Source organism: Streptomyces sp. NPDC005262 (genome assembly GCF_042872425.1).
Lineage (GTDB): Bacteria > Actinomycetota > Actinomycetes > Streptomycetales > Streptomycetaceae > Streptomyces.
Window position 1 is genome coordinate 107,136 of sequence record NZ_JBIAKK010000007.1, and the last position, 19,161, is coordinate 126,296.

General features: G+C 70.3%; 14 protein-coding genes and 2 pseudogenes. 6 read left to right on the forward strand and 10 right to left on the reverse strand.

Features of this window, described 5'->3' with window-relative positions; all coding sequences use genetic code 11:
- Positions 1 to 76: 76 nt before the first annotated feature.
- From ACFYP5_RS19450 to ACFYP5_RS19460, 3 genes are all read right to left on the reverse strand, one after another.
- Positions 77 to 1,609 (reverse strand): protein kinase, encoded by a 1,533-nt coding sequence (locus ACFYP5_RS19450; protein WP_389037292.1) that lies wholly within the window; start codon positions 1,607 to 1,609, stop codon positions 77 to 79.
- Positions 1,606 to 2,253, reverse strand: a complete 648-nt coding sequence (locus ACFYP5_RS19455) for a hypothetical protein (protein ID WP_389037295.1) — start codon at positions 2,251 to 2,253, stop codon at positions 1,606 to 1,608. Before ACFYP5_RS19455 ends, ACFYP5_RS19450 begins: the two co-directional genes overlap by 4 nt.
- 129 nt (positions 2,254 to 2,382) lie before the next feature.
- On the reverse strand, positions 2,383 to 4,557 hold the full coding sequence (locus ACFYP5_RS19460; protein WP_389037298.1) for an N-6 DNA methylase: 2,175 nt from the start codon (positions 4,555 to 4,557) through the stop codon (positions 2,383 to 2,385).
- 234 nt (positions 4,558 to 4,791) lie between these two features.
- Here ACFYP5_RS19460 and ACFYP5_RS19465 point away from each other — a divergent pair, with 234 nt between their 5' ends.
- The gene (locus ACFYP5_RS19465) at positions 4,792 to 5,640 is read left to right on the forward strand and encodes a DUF4190 domain-containing protein (RefSeq protein WP_389037301.1); all 849 of its coding nucleotides are present in this window, start codon (positions 4,792 to 4,794) and stop codon (positions 5,638 to 5,640) included.
- A gap of 38 nt (positions 5,641 to 5,678) precedes the next feature.
- Positions 5,679 to 6,413, forward strand: coding sequence for a hypothetical protein (locus ACFYP5_RS19470; RefSeq protein ID WP_389037304.1), 735 nt, complete (start codon positions 5,679 to 5,681; stop codon positions 6,411 to 6,413).
- Positions 6,414 to 6,459: 46 nt separating this feature from the next.
- Here the strand turns inward: ACFYP5_RS19470 and ACFYP5_RS19475 are convergent, their stop codons facing one another.
- Positions 6,460 to 7,206: an N-acetyltransferase gene (locus ACFYP5_RS19475; RefSeq protein ID WP_389037307.1), complete on the reverse strand. Its 747-nt coding sequence runs from the start codon at positions 7,204 to 7,206 to the stop codon at positions 6,460 to 6,462.
- A 176-nt stretch (positions 7,207 to 7,382) separates the two neighbouring features.
- A pseudogene (locus tag ACFYP5_RS19480) lies at positions 7,383 to 7,805 on the reverse strand (HNH endonuclease family protein); the annotation flags it as partial.
- A gap of 123 nt (positions 7,806 to 7,928) precedes the next feature.
- On the opposite strand from ACFYP5_RS19480, the gene ACFYP5_RS19485 reads away from it, so the two are divergent.
- The 3 genes from ACFYP5_RS19485 to ACFYP5_RS19495 all read left to right on the forward strand — a co-directional run bounded on the left by ACFYP5_RS19485 (position 7,929) and on the right by ACFYP5_RS19495 (position 11,141).
- A complete protein-coding gene (locus ACFYP5_RS19485) occupies positions 7,929 to 9,059 on the forward strand; it encodes a tyrosine-type recombinase/integrase (protein WP_389037310.1) in 1,131 nt (376 codons plus the stop codon).
- A gap of 133 nt (positions 9,060 to 9,192) precedes the next feature.
- Entirely contained in the window at positions 9,193 to 10,545 is a 1,353-nt protein-coding gene (locus ACFYP5_RS19490) for a tyrosine-type recombinase/integrase (RefSeq protein ID WP_389037313.1), read from the forward strand.
- Positions 10,542 to 11,141, forward strand: a complete 600-nt coding sequence (locus ACFYP5_RS19495; RefSeq protein ID WP_389037316.1) for a DUF6262 family protein — start codon at positions 10,542 to 10,544, stop codon at positions 11,139 to 11,141. Before ACFYP5_RS19490 ends, ACFYP5_RS19495 begins: the two co-directional genes overlap by 4 nt.
- Before the next feature lie 115 nt (positions 11,142 to 11,256).
- On the opposite strand, the gene ACFYP5_RS19500 is transcribed toward ACFYP5_RS19495, so the two are convergent.
- The 4 genes and pseudogenes from ACFYP5_RS19500 to ACFYP5_RS19515 form a co-directional block, all read right to left on the reverse strand.
- Complete coding sequence (locus ACFYP5_RS19500) at positions 11,257 to 12,384, reverse strand: DUF6183 family protein (protein WP_389037319.1); 1,128 nt, start codon at positions 12,382 to 12,384, stop codon at positions 11,257 to 11,259.
- A 65-nt stretch (positions 12,385 to 12,449) separates the two neighbouring features.
- Positions 12,450 to 13,205 carry an HNH endonuclease family protein gene (locus ACFYP5_RS19505; RefSeq protein ID WP_389037899.1) on the reverse strand — a complete coding sequence of 252 codons (756 nt, stop codon included), beginning with the start codon at positions 13,203 to 13,205 and terminating at the stop codon, positions 12,450 to 12,452.
- 97 nt (positions 13,206 to 13,302) lie between these two features.
- Positions 13,303 to 13,629: pseudogene (locus ACFYP5_RS19510) on the reverse strand (HNH endonuclease); the annotation flags it as partial.
- 161 nt (positions 13,630 to 13,790) lie between these two features.
- On the reverse strand, positions 13,791 to 14,657 hold the full coding sequence (locus ACFYP5_RS19515) for a hypothetical protein (RefSeq protein ID WP_389037322.1): 867 nt from the start codon (positions 14,655 to 14,657) through the stop codon (positions 13,791 to 13,793).
- Positions 14,658 to 14,762: 105 nt separating this feature from the next.
- On the opposite strand from ACFYP5_RS19515, the gene ACFYP5_RS19520 reads away from it, so the two are divergent.
- A complete protein-coding gene (locus ACFYP5_RS19520; protein WP_389037325.1) occupies positions 14,763 to 15,338 on the forward strand; it encodes a TetR/AcrR family transcriptional regulator in 576 nt (191 codons plus the stop codon).
- Here the strand turns inward: ACFYP5_RS19520 and mfd are convergent.
- Positions 15,316 to 18,846, reverse strand: coding sequence for a transcription-repair coupling factor (gene mfd / locus ACFYP5_RS19525; RefSeq protein ID WP_389037327.1), 3,531 nt, complete (start codon positions 18,844 to 18,846; stop codon positions 15,316 to 15,318). The genes ACFYP5_RS19520 and mfd overlap by 23 nt on opposite strands.
- Between the last annotated feature and the right edge of the window lie 315 nt (positions 18,847 to 19,161).

Genomic DNA, 19,161 nt, shown 5'->3' on the forward strand with positions numbered 1-19,161 from the left:
CTGCGCCGACGCCCCGGCCAAGAGGCTGTCCCGTAATCCCTGGTGGGACCGGACCTGCCGGCCCCGGCCGGTCCGGTCAGCCGCCGCGGACCTGCATCTGCCGGTCCAGCTGGCGGCGCAGCTCCACCGGCAGCGGGTGGTGCGGCCCGTACATCCGCTCGGTGTCGTACAGCAGTGCCTGGAGCTGTCCGCGCGCCGCCGCGTGGTCGCCGACCGCGAGCAGCAGATACCCGATGCGCTGACGGATCTCGAAGGAACGGGCCGGGTCGTTGCCCGTCGCGTACTGATTCTCGTAATACGGCAGGACCGCGCGGTACTCCGCGAGCGCGGCGGCCGGTTCGCCCAGCTGCTCCAGGCACTGCGCCGCGTCGTAGCGGTACTGCAGCGTCTGGGTGTCGGCCGGGCCGGCCTCCGCCGCGCGGTCGTCGGCGAGGCGGCGCAGTTCGGGCAGGGCACGACGGTACTGCCCGTCGTCCATGAGCGTCGCGGCGTACTGCTTGCGCAGGATGCGGACCACCGGCGAACCCTCACCGTGCTGCTCTGCCGCGGCCGGGAGGATGCCACCGAGAATGTCCACGGCCTGGGTGATCCGGCCCTGCCCGAGCAGCTGCTTCACCTCGTCGACGGCGGCCGCGACATCCGGTTTGGCCGCCACCGGCGCCGGCTGCGCGGCGGGCGGGGTGGTGACGAGGTCGGGCCACGGGGCGTGCGGCCGCAGAAAGGGGCGGGTCGGGTCGAGCGGGCCGGACGGCAGCCCTGTGGAGCGGGACGGGATGAGCGGGGTGAGGTGTTCGTACACCTCCTGGGCGCTCGCCGGACGGTGCTGCGGGTCCTTGGCGAGCAGCCGCAGCACGAGCGCTTCGAGGGCCTCGGGGATCTCGGGCCGGATCTGCCGCACCGGGAGCGGCGGCTCGTAGAGGTGGCGGTGCAGCACACCGAGGGCGGTGGACCCGGCGAACGGCACGTCCCCGCTGAGCAGTTCGTGGAGCAGCACCCCGAGCGCGTAGAGGTCGGTGTACGGGCCGACGGCGCCGCCCATCGCCTGCTCGGGCGCCATGTAGGCCGGGGAACCGATCGGCGTACCGGTGTGGGTGAGCCGGGTGGTGTCGTTGTCCAGGACGGAGGCGACACCCAGGTCGAGCACGGTGATCGTGCCGTCCGGGCGCACCATCAGATTGCGGGGCTTGAGGTCGCGGTGGACGATCGGCACGGCGTGCACGGCGGAGAGCGCGGCGCAGAGCTGGGCGGCCACAGCGACGGCCCACTGCCAGGGATACGGGTCGTGCTCGGCGAGATGGTCGGCGAGGTCGGAGCCCTCGACGTACTGCATGACGAGGAACAGGTCGTCGCCGTCATTGCCCGCGTCGTGGACGGTGACCAGGCCCGGATGGTCCACCTGGGCGGTGACCCGGCACTCGCGCACGAACCGGCGCCGCAGCTCGTCGGCGGCACCGCTGCCGCCGGGACCGGCTACCCGGTCGGGCCGGAGCAGCTTCACCGCGACCCTGCGGTCCAGGCGTTGGTCGTACGCCGTCCAGACCTGGCCCATGCCGCCCTGGCCCAGGATGGTCGCCAGCTCGTACCGCCCGGCGATGACACGCCCGCTCAACGGTCCTCCTCCTTACGGAGGTAGTCGCTCAGCTCGTCGAGCTCGGCGCGGACCTGGTCGATGCGGTGGGGCGGGGTGGGGGCGGACTGCGCAGGCCGGGCCTGCGAGCTCTGGGGATGCGCATCCTGGGAGTGGGGCTGGTATCGGGGCGGCTGTGGCTGCTGGTACTGCTGTGGCTGCTGCTGGTACTGCTGCGACTGAGCGGGCCGCGGCTGCTGTACGGGCACGGTCGTGTACCCGTATCCCGGCACCGGCGGCAGGTACCCGCCGGCGAAGGGCTGCTTTTCGAGCTGCTCGTAGTGACGGATGTCCGCGACCAGGTAGTACACGGGGGCGCCCAGCATCGCCAGGAACAGCATCGGTATGAGAACGAAGTCGATGCCGTTGGCGTCGGCGTTGCTGCCGTCCCTGCCGATGATCGGCAGGAGGACACAGATGAAAACGAAGCCGGCCCCGGTCAGCCACCAGTCGGACGTCCTGCGGCGCACGATCGCGAGGCGCAGCAGCGGAGCCCACAGCAGCAGACCGATCGAGCCCACCGAGAGCACCACGAACAGCACGCGCATCGAGACGATCCAGGCCCGGCTGGGCAGCCGACGCGGCGGCATAGGCGTCGGCTGCGGCGGATGACCCGGGCCGTACATGGCTGCTCCTGGTACCTGGTCGGGGAAGTGCTGAACGCACCTGTCAGCGCGCGCAGATCTGGCAGACCTGAGCGTAAAGGGCGACACCGACAACGGTCCCGGGGTTGTACGGAACCGTTGTGGTTCAGCTCACTTCGGCGTGACCGTACCGTCCGTCAGGCCGTCGTACATCCCCTGGACCAGCTGTCCGCCGAGCCGGCCGGTCAGCCGGAGCGCGTCCTCGAACGCGGCAAGGGCCCGGAACTGCGCCCCGTACCGCTGCTGTTCGACGAGTGGCAGGCGCGGCAGCTGGAGGCGGCGGGCGTCGAGCCGGGACGCGGTCGACGCGTAACTGCTGGCCTGCCGGTTGTTGGCGGTGCCGCGCAGGAAACCGGCGAGGAACCACGGGTCGAGGGCGGCCGGTTCGGGGCGCAGCAGCTGAAGGTTGCGGCCGAGTGCGGCGCCCGCGGTGGCCTCGTCGATCACCCGGGCGACGGTGCCGCCGCCGAGTACAGGGACGACGACGTCACCCGGCTCGACGAGGACCGGCTCCTCGGGCGGCCCGTCGGCGCTCGCGGGGGTGGCGGGAAGTGTTCCGGAGGGGGCGGTGGAGCCCAGGACGTCGTATTCGGTGAGGACGGGCCCGGGTCCGGTGCCGGAGCCGCCGGTGCGGAGCTGGAGTGCGCCGGCACGGGCGAGTTCACCGACGGTGGTGAGAGGCCAGTGGGCCGGGTCGGAGACGTCCGCGAGCGGCGGGGTGAGAGTGGCGGTCAGCCGCAGCGTCTCGGTCAGCCGGTCCCGTACGCGGGTGAGTCCGGCGGCCCCGCCACCGGCCGCCGGCGGGGGCAGATGGCGGGCGGGGGCCAGGTCCACGTCGTCGTCGAGGAGTTCGATGACGGGGACGATCCGGCTGACACCCGGCCGGTCCTGGCCGGTTCGGCCGAGGGAGGCGTCCGGCTCGGGACCGGTCCGCTCCGCCCGGTCGAACGGCTCCCAGGCGTCCAGCACGGCGCTGCGCACCGTCTGCCAGTCGAGCCGGTCGCGCCCGCCCGACGCGGGGGCGGCAGTGGTCGCCGCAGCCGGTTCGGCGGGCTCGGCGGTGTCCACGAGCAGCAGCTCGGGCGAGGGCCGGACACCGGCGCCGGGCTTGCGCAGCACCCAGAGGTGGAGCGGAATGCCGTACGGGGGTGCGGCGCCGGCCGGGAGGGCGACGACGGCACGAAGGGCGCCGCGGCGCAGCAGATCGGCACGGATCCGACGGCCGGAACGGCGCGACGCGGCGGCCGGGGGCATCAGCAGGACGGCGGTACCGCCCTCACGCAGATGCGCCAGCGCGTGCTGGACCCAGGCGAGTTCGGACTCCGTACGGGCAGGGAAGCCGTACTCCCAGCGGGGGTCGTAGGCGAGCTGGTCGTGCCCCCAGTTGCGCTCGTTGAACGGCGGGTGGCAGAGCACGGCGTCGACGGCGAGCTGCGGGAACGCGTCGGCACGCAGGGTGTCGCCGGTCCGCACGGCGACCGTGCAGCTCTCGATGGTGGAGTTCAGGGCGAGGCGGAGCGCGGTGAGCGCAGCGAGGTCGGGGTCGGCGTCCTGCGCGTACAAGGCGGTCGGACGGCTGAGGGCGCGCAGCAGGGCGCCTGTTCCCGTCGCCGGGTCGAGGACCGTACGGGCAGGCCGGCTGCCCGTCTCCACGAGGGCGGCCATCAGCTCGGCGAGGCCCGGAGGGGTGAGGGTGAACTGGCGCGGGTTGGCGTCGAGCTGGCGGCCGAGGAGGAACTCGAAGGCCTGGCGGGCGCCGGTCCCGGCGGCGAGTTCGCCGGCGGCGCGCAGCAGAGGAACGGACGGAAGGAGTTCGTCGGCGGTCGGCGTGTGAACAGCGCGTGCGCATCCGTTCGTTCCGCCTCCGCTTCCGTCGCCCGCTTCGGTGGCCGGGCCGAAGCGTGCGGTGAGCAGGTCGTCCAGGGCGAGGTGCAGCACCTTGGCCATCCGCTCGTCCGACACGGCGGTGATCTCCAGCCAGGCGGTGGGCCTGTCCCGGACGAGCAGCAGGGCGCAGCCCGTGTGGACGAGGGCGGGAACGGCGCCGGCCGGGTACCCGGCCAGCTGCTGCCAGACCCGTTCACGGAGCGGGACCTCGGCAAGCTTTCCCTGGTCGCGCAGCCACTGTTCGACTTCGGGCAGGGCGAAGGACGGGCTGGTCTCCGTGCCGCCGACCGGCTTGGGGAAGTCGGCGTGGCGGCGTCGCCAGTTGCTGACGGCGGCGCGTCCCACCCCCGCGAGCCGGGCGATCCCGGCCGCGGTCACCTCTGTCGAGTTCTCCGGCACTGACTGTCTCCCTGGTCCTGGGCGTCCTGGTCCTGATCCGTCCGCGCTGTCTGCTCTGTGTAGGCGAGCATAGCGAGCCGTTCACACGACATCGATTCACACCGTGCATGAATCTGTTTCACGTGAACAGTGTTGACTCGGTTCACACGCTCTGCTGTTATTGACCTGTCGCTACACCAGGCGGCGAAGCATTCCGCTCACCACTCATCCCTGCACTTGCCGGAGGGCACAGCCATGTCCCAGTTCACGCAGCCGCCGCAGTCCCCGCAGCCCCAGCAGCCGTACGCCCCGGCCCAGACGCCGGGCCTGCGCCCGGCCCGCAACGGCCTCGGCATCTCGGCGCTGATCCTCGGCATCATCGGCGCCGTCTCCGGCCTGATCCCGTTCCTCTTCTGGCTGGCGGGCATCCTCGGCGTCATCGCCCTGATCCTCGGCCTGGTCGGCCGGGGCCGGGTCAAGCGCGGCGAGGCCACCAACAAGGGCGCGACCACGTTCGGCGCCGTACTCGGCCTGATCGCGCTGATCCTCTCGGTGGTCGGGGCGGTGATCACGTTCAAGGCGGTGGGCGACGCGGTGGACGACCTCGACAGGGCGGTCTCGGACACCACGGCCACCGCCGGGGCGAAGGCCGGCGACGCGGGCTCCGGAAAGAACAAGGGCAAGGACTCCGGCAGCGAGAAGCCGGACGCCGGGAAGGCGCTGGATGCCGGTGACTCGGCCGTCTACGACGACGATCTGACGGTGACGGTCGGCGACGCGACCTCGTACACCCCCGACTCGTTCGCCGCCGGTCACACGAAGGGCAACAAGGCGTACCGGATCGCCGTCGTCATCGAGAACGCGGGCAAGGAGAAGTTCGACTCGGCGCTCGTCAACGTCGAGGCGCGGGCCGGCAAGGACGGTGTGAACGCCGAGCAGATCTTCGACGGCAAGGTCGGCGAGGGCTTCAGCGGCACGGTCCTGCCGGGCAAGAAGGTCACCGTCCAGTTCGCCTTCGACGCCCCGGCGGACGCCAAGGACCTGACCGTCGAGGTCAACCCCGGCTTCACGTACGACGCCACCCAGTGGGACCTGAAGCTCTAGAGCGCCCCGCCCTTCGCCACCCCGACGGGAACCCGACCATGCCCCTCCTCCCCCGCATCGCCGCAACCGCTCTGCGCACCGCGACAGCGACGCTCTGCGCCGTCACGGCCCTGGCTCTCACGGCCTGCAACCCGGTATTCGCGCAGCAGCCTGACACCGCGCCGTTCGACCGGCTGACGGGACCCGAAGTCGCCGACAAGGCCCTGACGGCGACCCGGGCCGCCAAGTCGGTACGTATGACCGTGGGAACGAAGTCGCCCGACGGCACCCCGGTCGAGGCGTACGTGGCCACCGACATCAGGGGCGAGTGCACGGTGACCCTGTCCATGGGCGCGGCAGGCACGATGGACCTGGTCAGGACCGGCGGCACGGTCTACACCCAGTCCGACGAGGCGATGCTGCGGGCGTCGTCCGCGGACCGGCCGCGGCACACCGGCACGGACGCCGGGGTCAAGAAGCTGACGGGCCGCTGGGTGAAGGCGGATGACACCGACAGGTTCACGGCCCGGACCCTGGGCTACTGCGACCGGAAGGGTTTCCTCGACCGCCTGGCGGAGAACAGCGATACCGCGCACAAGGGGAGGGTGACCACCGTCGGTTCCCTGCCCGCCCTGTCCCTCACCGGCCGGGCGGGCAGGGGGACATGGCAGGCGGCGGTCGCCGCGGAGGGCAGGCCCCACCTCCTGAAGCTGCGCTTCAGGACCGGGACCCCGCTCACCGTCGAGTTCACCGAGTTCGACAAGCCGTTCACGGTGAAGAGACCGGCCGTCTGACCCACGGACCCGCCTGTACACACACGTACAGGCGGGTCGTTCGTCCTCACACCCGGTGCCGCACCCACACATTGGGCTCCACATACACCGCGTATCCGTGTGCCACCGAACAGTGCACCGGCACCAACGCGCCCGGAACCTCCACCGGACCGTCCTCGTCGAACGGCAGCCCGGTCCAGGACCGCCACCGCTCGAGGGAACCCGACACCGTCATGGACACCGGCGCCACCGCCTCGATCACACCGCCCGCCCGCACATGGACGCGCAGCCACGGGTCGTACGGAAGCCCGTCCTCCACCCGGGTCCGGCGGGCGTACTCCGCCATCGGGGCCGAGGCGTCCAGGTGCTTGGCGCTCGGCCGCACCGGGGCGACGAGTTCCCGGAACCCGAGCCGCCCGGCGTTCTCCCGCATCGCGGCGACCATCCGCCCCGAAATCCCCTCCCCCTGCCGCCCCTTGGCGACGGCGATCTCGACCGCGCCAACCGTGTCCGGCGTACGCCCACGCCGCAGGTCGGAGAAGGCCCACAGCAGCGACTGGTCCCAGCCACCCTCGGGCAACTCCCCGCGCCCCGGGGCATGCAGCGCGAACGGAACGCTGTACGCCCGCGCGGCGACGCCACCGTCGGGGTCCGTCGCGACGAGCGCGTACTCCGGGAAATCGACAGCGAGCCTGGGGTAGTTGGCCCACCCGACGAGGTCCTCCAGGACGAACTCCGGCCAGGTCTCGGGCATCTCCTGCATGGGCCCGGCGAGCTCGGGGCGCGCGGCGAGGGTGGTGATCTCCAGCTCCATCCACCACACGCTAGGCAGCGGAACCCCCCGAAGCCAACCTATTTGCCGATGCCCCCCGCTGCACGACCGCGGCCGCGTGACCGTGCGTACGCCCGGCATCGTCACCGCCGGGGCCACCTGGAAGGACGGCTGCCTCCAGAGCTGGTGCGTGTGCCCTTCTCAGCGGCCCGACGCCGTCAGCCGCCGCACTGCGCCAGCATCGCCCGCTTGTCGGCGGTGGTCACCGGCAGCGCGTACTTCAGCGAGACCTGCGCGAACCGCACCGCGTACGAGCAGCGGATCCGCTTGTACGGCGGCAGCCAGGAGGCCGGGCCGGAGTCACGCTTGGCGTTGTTGGCCGGCCCGTCGACCGGGATGAGGTTGAGCGGGTCGTTGGCGATCTGCTGGCGCTTGGCCTCGGGCCAGCGGGAGGCGCCCATCTGCCAGTCGTACGAGAGCGGCATCACGTGGTCGATCTGGACCTTCGTCGCCTGCTGCTTGCTCCACTCGATGGTCGAGCCGGTGTACGGGTCCTCGAGGGTCATGGAGACGACGACGCAGTCCGACCCCGACCGGAGTTCGACGTCCTTTCCGTCCCTGGCCAACAGGTCGTTGCGGGTTATCTCTATCTCCCTCCTGACCTCGATGCACATGAGGCACAGCCGTAACCCCTTCTTGTCCCTCGCAGTTATCAGTCATGCCATGAGGCACATGAGTGACATCGGAGACAGGAAGCAGATCCCGTGACGTTACGTGCAGAGAAGGCCGTGTCGCCTGCCACCGGCGAGATCACCTGGCTCCTGGTCGACGAGGAGACGTACGCGCCCCACCCCGAAGCCCGTGAGTTCTCCCTGTACCTGCGCGGAGCCGGGCGGTCGCCGCAGACACAGCGCGCGTACATCCCCAGAATCGGCCGCTTCCTCAATTGGTGCGCAGAGCGGGGTACCGACTGGAGGACCGTCCGGCTCGGGGACATGAGTCTGTTCAAGTACCACGTCGAGCGGACACCGACCCAGTACGGGCGGCCTCCGTCCGGCAAGACGGTCAACGCCACGCTCACTGCGGTGTGTGAGTTCCTCCGCTTCTGCGCGGTTCAGGGACATGTGGGTCACGAAGTCGCCGCGCGTCTCAGCGAGCCGCGCTTCCTCGCCCACGCCCCGGCCGGCTTCGATCCCGGCGAGGGCGGCCAACACCTGATGGTCAAAGCCCGCGTCCTGAAGGCGCCTGAAATCGAGCGGGCACCGCAGACGCTCACCCGAGCCCAGACGGATCAGATCCTCAACGCCGCTCGCACCGCGCGTGACCGGCTGCTGCTGACCGTCCTCCTGGAAGCCGGTCTCCGCATCGGCGAAGCCCTCGGACTGCGGCGCGAGGACATGCATCTACTCCCCGATTCCAGCCATCTCGGCTGCCGGATTGGTGGCGCGCACCTGCACGTCAGGCCTCGGCAGGACAACGTCAACGGGGCACGGGCCAAGGCCGGGCGCCCTCGCATGGTTCCGCTGACGCCAGAGGTGGTGCGTCGGTATCGCGATCATCTCGCCGAGCGTGAACAGGTGGCCGGCTCCGCCGCCTGTGACTACGTCTTCGTCAATCTCGTCGGCGGGCACGCCGGACGGCCCCTGTCGTACTCCAACGCCAAGCAAGTGGTCGAACGGATCGGGAGACGCTGCGGTCTGACCGCCCGGCCGCACATGATGCGGCACACGGCCGCCACCCGCTGGATTCGCAACGGGGTCGCTCCGGACGTGGTGCAGACACTCCTGGGCCATGCCTCGTCGGCGAGCACAGCCGTGTACGTGCACGCCCAGGACGAGGATCTCCGAGCGGCCGTCGCAGCCGTCGGCAGTCTCGCCTCGGAGCTGCTGCGATGACCGTTACACCTCTCCGCTCGGCTGTCGTTGCCTCCGTCTCCGTTGAACCGGAGTGGGCGTCATGGCTCGCGGCGCGCCTCCCGTCGGGCTGGCGAGCAGATGAGTGGGACCCCGTTCAGGCACTGTCCTCGCCATGGCTGACATGAACGCCGTGGTGGACATGTTCCGAATCACCAAGCGTCCCGAGGACGGTCACGACTACTCCACCAGCCACCGCAGAGCCCTGCTCGGCCACTGGCGCACGTTCCTGGAATACGCCCGTCAGGCCGGGATGATGGACCACGTGCCCGGCGGGTTCGCGCTCAACCCCCGCTTCCACAGCATCGCCGCCGTGGAAGTGACCGAGGACGATCTCGGACGCGCGATCCCCGAGCACGTCATCGCCCAGCTCGACGCGCACCTCGGCCTGCTGGGCACCTCTACGGGGTACGCGAGCGGCGGCTGGACGGCCGCCGACTTCGCGCGGATGTACCAGGTGGTCTACGCGGTCCTCCGGGACACCGGCCGACGTCCAGGCGAAGTCACCAGCCTGCACCGCGACTGCCTGGAGCGGGTCGACGGCAAACCGACGCTGATCTACGACAACCACAAACGGCGACGCCACGGCCGTCGGCTGCCGATCTCGGAGAGCACCGCCCAGCTGGTCGAAACCTGGCAGCAGGAGCTCGATGCGCTACCGGCCGTACCGGCCTGCGCCCAGTGGCTGTTTCCCTCGCCCGGACAGCGCAACCGTCCGCGCCGCGGGCATCTGAACACTTCGCACTTCTGCAACCGGATCTTCCGGAACTGGGTCGACGAACTGATCCCAGACCTTGTGGACGACCGGCTCGACGCGGACGGCGCCCCGCTCGCTTGCGACCGGACCCAGGTCGTCCCGTACGGCTTCCGCCACGCTTACGCCCAGCGCCATGCGGACGCGGGCACTCGCCCCGACGTCCTGCGGGAACTCATGGACCACCGTTCACTGGACGTGACCATGGGGTACTACAAAGTCTCCCTCAGCCGAAAGCATGAGGCCGTGCGCACGGTCGGGGCACTCGCCGTCGACCGGCACGGAGCAGCCCGCGGATTCGGCGATCCCCTCGCCTACGAGGTGGAAAGCGTCGGGGTTCCCTACGGCGGCTGCACCGAGCCGAGCAACGTCAAGGCCGGCGGCGGGCACTGCCGCATCCGCTTCCAGTGCGCCGGATGCGACTTCTACCGCCCCGATCCCTCCTACCTCCCCGCCCTGGAACAGCAGGTCGCGGACCTGCGAGCCGACAAGGAGGCCGCCCTCGCGATGGAGGCCGCCGACTGGGTCGTACGCAATCTCGATGACCAGATCCGCGCCTACTCGAAGTCGGCCGACGAGATGCGGCGCAAACTCGACGCGCTGCCCGCCGAGGAGCGGGCCGCCGTCGAATCCGCCTCACGCGAGCTGCGCAAGGCACGTTCGGCAGCGGCCTTCATCCCTCTGCAGGCGCTGACAACACGGAGCTCCGAATGAAAATCCCTGCTGCTTCCGGCGGCAACGACCGGAACGCCCGGGTCGAGCGCCTGCGCGTCAGCCGCGCCAAGGACAGCGAAGACAAGACCAGGCGTGCACTCGAGGCCGTGGACGGCCTCCTCCGCTCGGGACGACGGATCACCGTCGCCCAAGTGGCACGGGACGCCTCGGTATCCACGTGGTTCGTCTACAACCAGCCTCAGGTGCACCAAGCCGTTCAGGACGGCATCACCGCCCAGCGAGCGCGGGGGCGCCAGAACTCCCTTGCTCCGGAGGCATCTCAGGTGTCTCCCGCCGGGTTGCGGACGGATCTTGCACTGGCCCGCGAAGAGATCAAGGACCTCAAGAAGGAGCGCGATCGGCTCCGTAGCCGGGTCAGGCTGTCTCTCGGCGCCGAGCTGGAGGGCGTGAACCGGAATGAGCTGATCGAGCGGGTACAGCAGATCGAGCAGCGGAATACCGCGCTGGAGCAAGCGGTGTCAGAGGCCAGGGATCAGATCGTCGCTCTGGAGGGCCAGCTGCGTGAGGCGGAGGACGACCTCACCGCCGCGCGAGCCAGTCTCCGCCGTGCTATGCGGTCCGTTCCGACCCCGTAACCCGTGATGCATGGCCACACTTTGTGGTTGTCCGGTTCTCACCCCGTCAACCGGACAGCCACAAAGCACGTCGTCCCTACGGTCAGGACTTCACCGAAGCGGGTTCCGGGCATGCTCAGTCGGTGTCCGTCGCGGCCAACACTGCCAGTCGTCGGCGTCCTGGAGAGACCGAGGTCAGGCCGATGTCCCACGCCACGCGCTCGAACCACTTGGTGTCGGCGCCGAAGCCGTACCAGGCGCACTTCCTTGCACATGCCTCTACGTCCTCCGCGGGGGTGCCCTCGGCTGTACCGGAGAGGCCGGCCAGGGACTGCCACGCGGCCAGCCGTCCGTAAGCACCGCGTGCGCCGGAGTTATAGGCACCTCCCGTGGACGCGGCGGCGAAGAGGACCCTCCATACCTGGTCCGGCGGGCAGGCCGCGACTGAGAAGGTGGTTTTCTTCCCTGCACCCTTCAGGCACTCCAGGCCCAGTCCCAGCAACATGCTCGGTACCGACTCGGTTACCAGAGGAGCTGCCAGGTCGAAGACTCGCGCCTCGATCCGGCCGTTCGACTCGTCAGCCCAGTTCGCCACAGCAGTGCCGATGCCCTTGGTGGCAGCTTCGGTCGTCGTTTCCTCGACCGACGGCACGAGCGCACCGGCATCAGCCCACGTCTCACGATTCGCCGGCGAGCCGAACGGCATCGAGTGGCTGCCACCGCGAGCGCTGTAGCTCGGCAGATCCGGCTGCCCTTCCATGTCGGACAGCGCCAATGGCAGCCATCCCAGCGGGTGGTGTCTCCAGTGCGGCGACGTCGACCACCCTGCGATCCCTGGAGTCTCCGTGACGTCAGCACCCCTGAGTACCAGTTCGTGGACGAGGCAGGCGCGGAGTTCCTCCGAGGCGTGTCCGGTGAACGCCACGGCCAGTTCCTCCACCGGGTGGCTTGGGGCCAGCAGGGAGGCCGCATAACGGTCCAGCTTCCTGTCGGCAGCCTCCGACGAGGAGACCAGCCGCAGCGCCGCGGCGACATTCCCGGGACCGGGCGTGGTGGACAGCAACCGGAGCAGGTAGTCGAAGACGCTCCGGTACTGCCACATCCGCCCGGCGTCGGAGGCGTAAGCCCCGGCCAGTGCTATGCCGAGATCTGCGAGGAAGGCAGCATCGCCCCGCGCCAGGCTGCGGTCAGCCGTCTTCCATATGCCGGTGACGCTCTTGAGTCCCGGCAGCTTCGTCACGATCTTCTGTACGCCGTCAGCCACAGTAGGGAGCGTATGTGTCCCACAGTCCGAAAGCGATGGCGTTTTCCCAGGTCACTGCGGCTCGATCAGCTTCGGCACTGCTTCAGCATCATCGCCTTGTCCGCCGTCGTCACCGGGAGCTCGTACTTGTCGGCGACCTGCGCGAAGCGCACCACGTACGAGCACCGGATCTTCTTGTTCGGCGGCAACCAGGACGCGGGCCCCGAGTCCCGCTTCGCCGAGTTGGCGCGCCCTTCGACGGGAAGCAAATTGAGCACATCGTTCGCCAGCTGCTTGCGCTTGCTCTCCGGCCATCGGGCGGCGCCCATCTGCCAGCTGTAGGAGAGCGGGACCACGTGGTCTATCTGCACCTCGGTGGCTTTCGCCTTCTTCCAAGCGATGTCCTTGCCGGTGTACGGGTCGTACAGGTCCATCGCAACGACCACGCAGTCGGAACCTGAACGGAACTCCACGTGCCTCCCATGGAGTTTCAACAAGTCGTTCCGCGTGTCACAACCATTCCTCGCCAGCGGCACCCCGTCCGCCGTATCCATCCACGCGTAGCCGAACTCATCCCGTTCGTAGCCCGTCTTCGGCCCACGCCCCTTTGTGGTGAGTCCTTGGATGATCTTGCGTGCGTTGGCCTTGTCCGCTTCCGACGTGAGCGCGGCGAGCCCCGGCTTCGTCCCGTCGGGATTCGTCAACGGGCTCACCGCCTGGCCGGCAGCTGCGTCCGGTCCGGATCCTGCGGAACTTCCGCCCGGCTCCAAGCCATCACAGCCTGCGACGAACGCGGCGACAACGACGGCCGAAAGCGCGGCCTTCTTCCCGCGAATCCGCAGGAGCCCGTGACTCACATGCCTCTCACTACGCACAGCCGACCACACCCTGCATACGCTGCGAGAACAGATCCATCACGGCGCGAAGCATAGAGATAATGCGGGTGTCGCAGCCGTTGCGGGACAGCGGGATCCCGTCAACCGAATCCTTCCAGGCGTAGCCGAACTTGTCCCGCTCGTAACCGGTCTTCGGTCCGCGGCCCTTCGTGCTCACCTTCTCGATGAGCTTCCGGGCGGCCGCCCGGTCCGCGTCGGAGGTGAGAGGTGCGAGGCCGGGCTTCGTACCGTCGGGGTTGCTCAGCGGGCCGGCGCCGAAGCCGTCCGCCGACTGCCCGCCGCCCGCCGATCCGCTGCCACCGGCGGTCACGTCATCGGGGTCGCAGCCCGCCAGGGCCAGAACCGCCGCCACGCCCAGGGCTGGCAGCATCACTCGGTACGCGTGGGGAGATATCACTCGAAGCCGTCCTGACGGGGGGAAGTCGAACCCGCGAATCCTACGGACGTCTTCCCCGCTGACGGACGTTCATGGCCGCGATACCCGAGGGATGCGGCCCGAATCACACTCCCCCTCGCCCGACACCCTCCTCCTCACACCTTCCCGATGCCGAGCGTCGTCTCGGACGGCAGCAGCCCGGACCCGATCGCCGCCACCCACAACGGCCCCAGCAGCTCCACGAGTCGCTCCCGCTCCCCCGCACCGAGCACCCGCCAGGGTGCGGCCGCCTGTTCGTCGGTGCGCCGCTCGACTTCGGTACGCAGCGCCCGGCCCGCCTCCGTCGCCGTACCGTCCTCCTCCGACAGCCCGCGCTTCACCAGCCGTCCACGGGCCGCGTCCCACTCCTCGCCGCTCCAGGCCCGGCTCTCGAACACCTCCGGGCGTGCGGCACCGATGCCGGCGAACGAGACCAGCGACTCGACCGGGTCGAGCCCCGCCTCGGCGAGCGCGGCGATGTGCCCGTCCCCGCGGTGTTCACGCAGAACCGTCGCCGCGTGCCAGAGCGCCGAATGCGGTTCGTCCGGCCACGGCAGGGCGGCGTTGGCCTCGGCCAGCGGACGGCCGGTCACGTCCGCGGCCTCCGCGACGCGCCGGGCCAGCGCGGCGGCCCCGGTGATCTCCGGGCCGGCGGCCTTTTCCCCGAACAGCGCCTGGTACGCACGGTCCACCGCCTTCGTGCGGGCCGCGACCACCGCATCGGGAGAGGCGACGGACCAGGCGGCCGGAATGTGCTCCCGCACCATCTGGGGACTGAAGCTGTAGAAGGTTTCGGTGACCCGCTCCGCGTCGGCCGCTCCCAGCGGCGCCGCGCGCCAGGCGAAGTAGCTGGGCCAGCGCTCGTCGGTGCGGTAGCCGAGCACGGCCGCCTCCTCGAACGCCTCCGGCGCGTAATAGAGCACCGCGTGCAGAGGTTCCAGCAGGTGCCACATCTGACGTACGCGACCCAACTCCTCGGACATGTCTCCACCCTCCGGTCGATCCATCATCTTGTCGCTGACCAGTTCTAGAGAATCCTCGCCCCACCCGAACTTGTCAATGACTAGATTCCGCGTAATGTGCTGCCCATGAGCAGCGATCGCACCTACCACCACGGCGACCTGCGACGGGCCGTCCTCACCGCCGCACTCGACGTCATCCGCACCGAGGGCCCCGGCGCCCTGAGCCTGCGCGACCTGGCCCGCCGGGCCGGCGTCTCCCACGCCGCCCCCGCCCACCACTTCAAGGACCGCACGGGCCTGCTCACCGCCATCGCCGCCGAGGGGTACGGGCTCTTCGCCGACGCGCTCGCCGACGCACCGGACCTACGCGAGCGGGGTGTGCGGTACGTACGGTTCGCGACCGGCCACCCCGCGCACTTCCAGGTGATGTTCCAGCCGGAGCTCCACCGCCCGGGCGACCCGGAACTCCTCGCCGCGAAGGCCCGCGCGGCACAGGCGCTGCGCACAGGGGTCACCGGCCTCCCCGCCGAGGGACGCGGTGACGATCCGCGGCTCGCCGGCATCGCCGCCTGGTCCCTGGCCCACGGCTACGCCACCCTGCTCCTGAGCGGCAATCTGAACGACTCGCTGGGCGACCGGAACGCCGAGGAGGTGTTCCGGTCGCTCACCGGGCTGTTCTTCAAGACCCCAGAATCGTCGTGAGGAACTCACCGGTCCAGGCCAGCAGTTCGCGGCCGACGACCGGCTTGCCGCCGACCTTTCCGGTGGTCGGGCGCGGGACCAGGATCTGGTGGAGGGCCGGCTTGATCACCGTCTTCGGGTAGAGCCGCTTCAGGCGCAGTTCCTGCGACTCGCGCAGTTCCACCGGGGCGAACCGGATGTTCGGGCCCTGGAGCACGATGTCGCCGACGCCGCAGGCACGGGCGAGCATCCGCAGGCCCGCGACCAGCAGCAGGTTCTCGACCGGCTCCGGGAGCTTGCCGTAGCGGTCGTTGAGCTCCTCGCGGACCGCCTTGATGTCGTCCTCCGTGGTGGCGGACGCGATCGCGCGGTACGCCTGGAGACGCAGCCGCTCGCCGGGGGCGTAGTCGTGCGGGACGTGCGCGTCGACCGGGAGCTCGATCTTGACCTCCAGCGGCGGCTCCTCCTCGACGCCGCCTTCGAGCGAGGCCCGGTAGTCGGCGACCGCCTCGCCGACCATGCGTACGTACAGGTCGAAGCCGACGCCCGCGATGTGGCCGGACTGTTCGCCGCCCAGAAGGTTTCCGGCGCCGCGGATCTCCAGGTCCTTCATGGCCACGTACATGCCCGCGCCCATCTCCGTGTGCTGGGCGATCGTGGCCAGGCGCTCGTGGGCGGTCTCGGTGAGCGGCTTCTCCGGCGGGTACAGGAAGTACGCGTAACCGCGCTCCCGGCCACGGCCGACGCGGCCGCGCAGCTGGTGCAGCTGGGAGAGGCCGAAGTTGTCGCCGCGCTCCACGATCAGCGTGTTGGCGTTGGAGATGTCGATGCCCGACTCGACGATCGTCGTGGAGACCAGGACGTCGAACTTCTTCTCCCAGAAGTCGACGACGACCTGCTCCAGGGCCTGTTCCGACATCTGCCCGTGCGCGGTCGCGATCCGGGCCTCGGGGACGATCTGGCGGAGGCGGGCAGCCGCGCGGTCGATGGACTCGACACGGTTGTGGATGTAGAACGCCTGCCCCTCACGCAGCAGTTCACGACGGATCGCCGCGCCGATCTGCTTCTCCTCGTACGGGCCGACGAAGGTCAGGACCGGGTGGCGCTCCTCGGGAGGCGTGGTGATCGTCGACATCTCGCGGATGCCGGTGACAGCCATCTCGAGCGTGCGGGGGATCGGCGTCGCGGACATGGTGAGCACGTCGACGTTGGCCCGGAGCTTCTTCAGCTGCTCCTTGTGCTCGACGCCGAAGCGCTGCTCCTCGTCGACGATGACCAGCCCCAGGTCCTTGAACTTCGTCTCCGAGGAGAACAGCCGGTGCGTGCCGATGACCAGGTCGACGGAGCCCTCACGCAGACCCTGAAGGGTCGCCTTCGACTCGGTATCGGACTGGAAGCGGCTCAGCGCCCGTACGCTGACCGGGAATTGGGAGTAGCGCTCGGTGAACGTGCCGTAGTGCTGCTGGACCAGGAGCGTCGTGGGGACGAGAACGGCCACCTGCTTGCCGTCCTGCACCGCCTTGAACGCGGCGCGCACCGCGATCTCCGTCTTGCCGTACCCGACGTCGCCGCAGATCAGCCGGTCCATCGGGACCGACTTCTCCATGTCCTCCTTGACCTCGGCGATCGTGGTGAGCTGGTCCGGCGTCTCCGCGTACGGGAAGGCGTCCTCCAGCTCGCGCTGCCACGGGGTGTCGGGGCCGAAGACATGGCCGGGCGCCGCCATCCGCGCCGAGTACAGCTTGATGAGGTCGGCGGCGATCTCCTTGACGGCCTTCTTGGCGCGCGCCTTGGTCTTCGTCCAGTCGGCGCCGCCGAGCCGGTGCAGGGTGGGGGCCTCGCCGCCGACGTACTTGGTGACCTGCTCCAGCTGGTCGGTCGGGATGTAGAGGCGGTCGCCGGGCTGGCCGCGCTTGGCGGGGGCGTACTCGACGAGGAGGTACTCGCGGGTGGCGCCCTGCACCGTCCGCTGCACCATCTCGATGTAGCGGCCCACACCGTGCTGCTCGTGGACGATGTAGTCGCCCGCCTCCAGCGTCAGCGGGTCGATGGTCTTGCGGCGGCGGGCCGGCATCCGGCCCAGGTCCTTGGTGGCGGTGCGCTGACCGGTCAGGTCCGTCTCGGTGAGAACGGCGAGCTTCAGCGCCGAGTCGACGAAGCCGTGGTCGATCGCACCGCACGAGACGTGGACGACGGACGGCGAGATCTCCGCCAGGTCCGCGTCGAGGCGGGCCGGGATGCCTTCGCCGCCGAGCACCTCGACGGTACGGGCGGCGAGCCCCTGCCCCTCGGTGACGTACACAGTGCGCCAGCCTTCGGCGAGCCAGCCCTTGGTGTCGGCGAGCGCCCGGGCGGTGTCGCCGCGGTACGACTCCGGGGCGTGCATCGAGAGTTTCAGCGTGTCTTCGTCGAGCTCGGCGTCGGCGGCGAACGGGGAGACCGACCACCACATCATGTTCAGCTCGCGGGCCCGGTCGCGGACGTCCGCGATGCCCCACAGGGAGGCGGCGTCGACATCGATCGGGGCCTCACCGCCACCGGCCGTCGCCGCCCAGGACGCCTGGAGGAACTCCTGGCTGGTGGCGACCAGGTCCGCGGCCCGGGTGCGGACCCGCTCAGGGTCGCAGACCAGCGCCATCGAGCCCTTGGGCAGCACGTCGAGCAGCAGCTCCATGTCGTCGACGAGGACCGGGGCGAGGGACTCCATGCCCTCCACCGCGATCCCCTCGGCGATCTTGCCGAGCAGCTCGCCCAGCTCCGGGTGGCGTTCGGCGAGGGCGGCGGCCCGTTCGCGTACCTCGTCGGTGAGCAGCAGCTCACGGCAGGGCGGCGCCCACAGCCCGTGCTCAGCGATCTCCAGCGACCGCTGGTCGGCGATCTTGAAGTAGCGGATCTCCTCGACGTCGTCGCCCCAGAACTCCACCCGCAGGGGGTGCTCCTCGGTCGGCGGGAAAACGTCCAGAATGCCGCCACGGACGGCGAACTCACCGCGCTTCTCGACCAGTTCGACCCGGGAGTACGCGGCTGCCGCGAGCGCCTCGACGGTCTTGCCGAGATCGGCGCTCTGACCGATGCGCAACGCCACGGGCTCCAGGTCGCCCAGCCCCTTGACCTGCGGCTGCAGTACGGAACGCACCGGTGCGACGACGACGCTGACCGGGCCGGTCTCCGGGTCGTCGGCCCTCGGGTGCGCCAGCCGGCGCAGCACCGCGAGACGGCGGCCCACCGTGTCGGAGCGCGGTGAGAGCCGCTCGTGCGGCAGGGTCTCCCAGGACGGGAACTCGGCGATGCTGTCCGGCGGCAGCAGCGTCCGCAGGGCGGCGGCCAGATCCTCCGCCTCCCGTCCGGTCGCGGTGACGGCGAGCACCGTCCTCCCGGCCTCGCGGGCCAGTGCGGCCACGGCGAAGGGGCGGGCAGCGGCAGGGCCGACGAGGTCGACATGCATCCGGTGGCCGTCGGTGGCGGCCTTCACCGCTTCGGCGAGTGCCGGGTCACGTACGACGACATCCAGCAGACCGTGCAGGCTCATGAAGGGCTTCCGTCCGGGTTCCGAGGGCGAGGTTCCGGCAGCCGGCTGCTGCCAGGGGGGCAACGCGAAGGGCCCGACACGTATCACGGGCCGGGGGTTCCCAGCGTACGACTCCCCTGTGACACCCGCGCCCGCAATCCGGTTCGGCGGGCCGGATCCGGTCCCCCTCCGGCCGACGCGCCGCCGTCCGGCGGCGCGTCGTCCCCCGGCTGCGCGGGGGCACCGCCCGGGAACAGCGCAACGCATCCGGCTCCGGGGTGTTTGGAGGAACACCCCGGAGCCGGACCAGTCATCCTACGTGGATCTCCGCGGCCG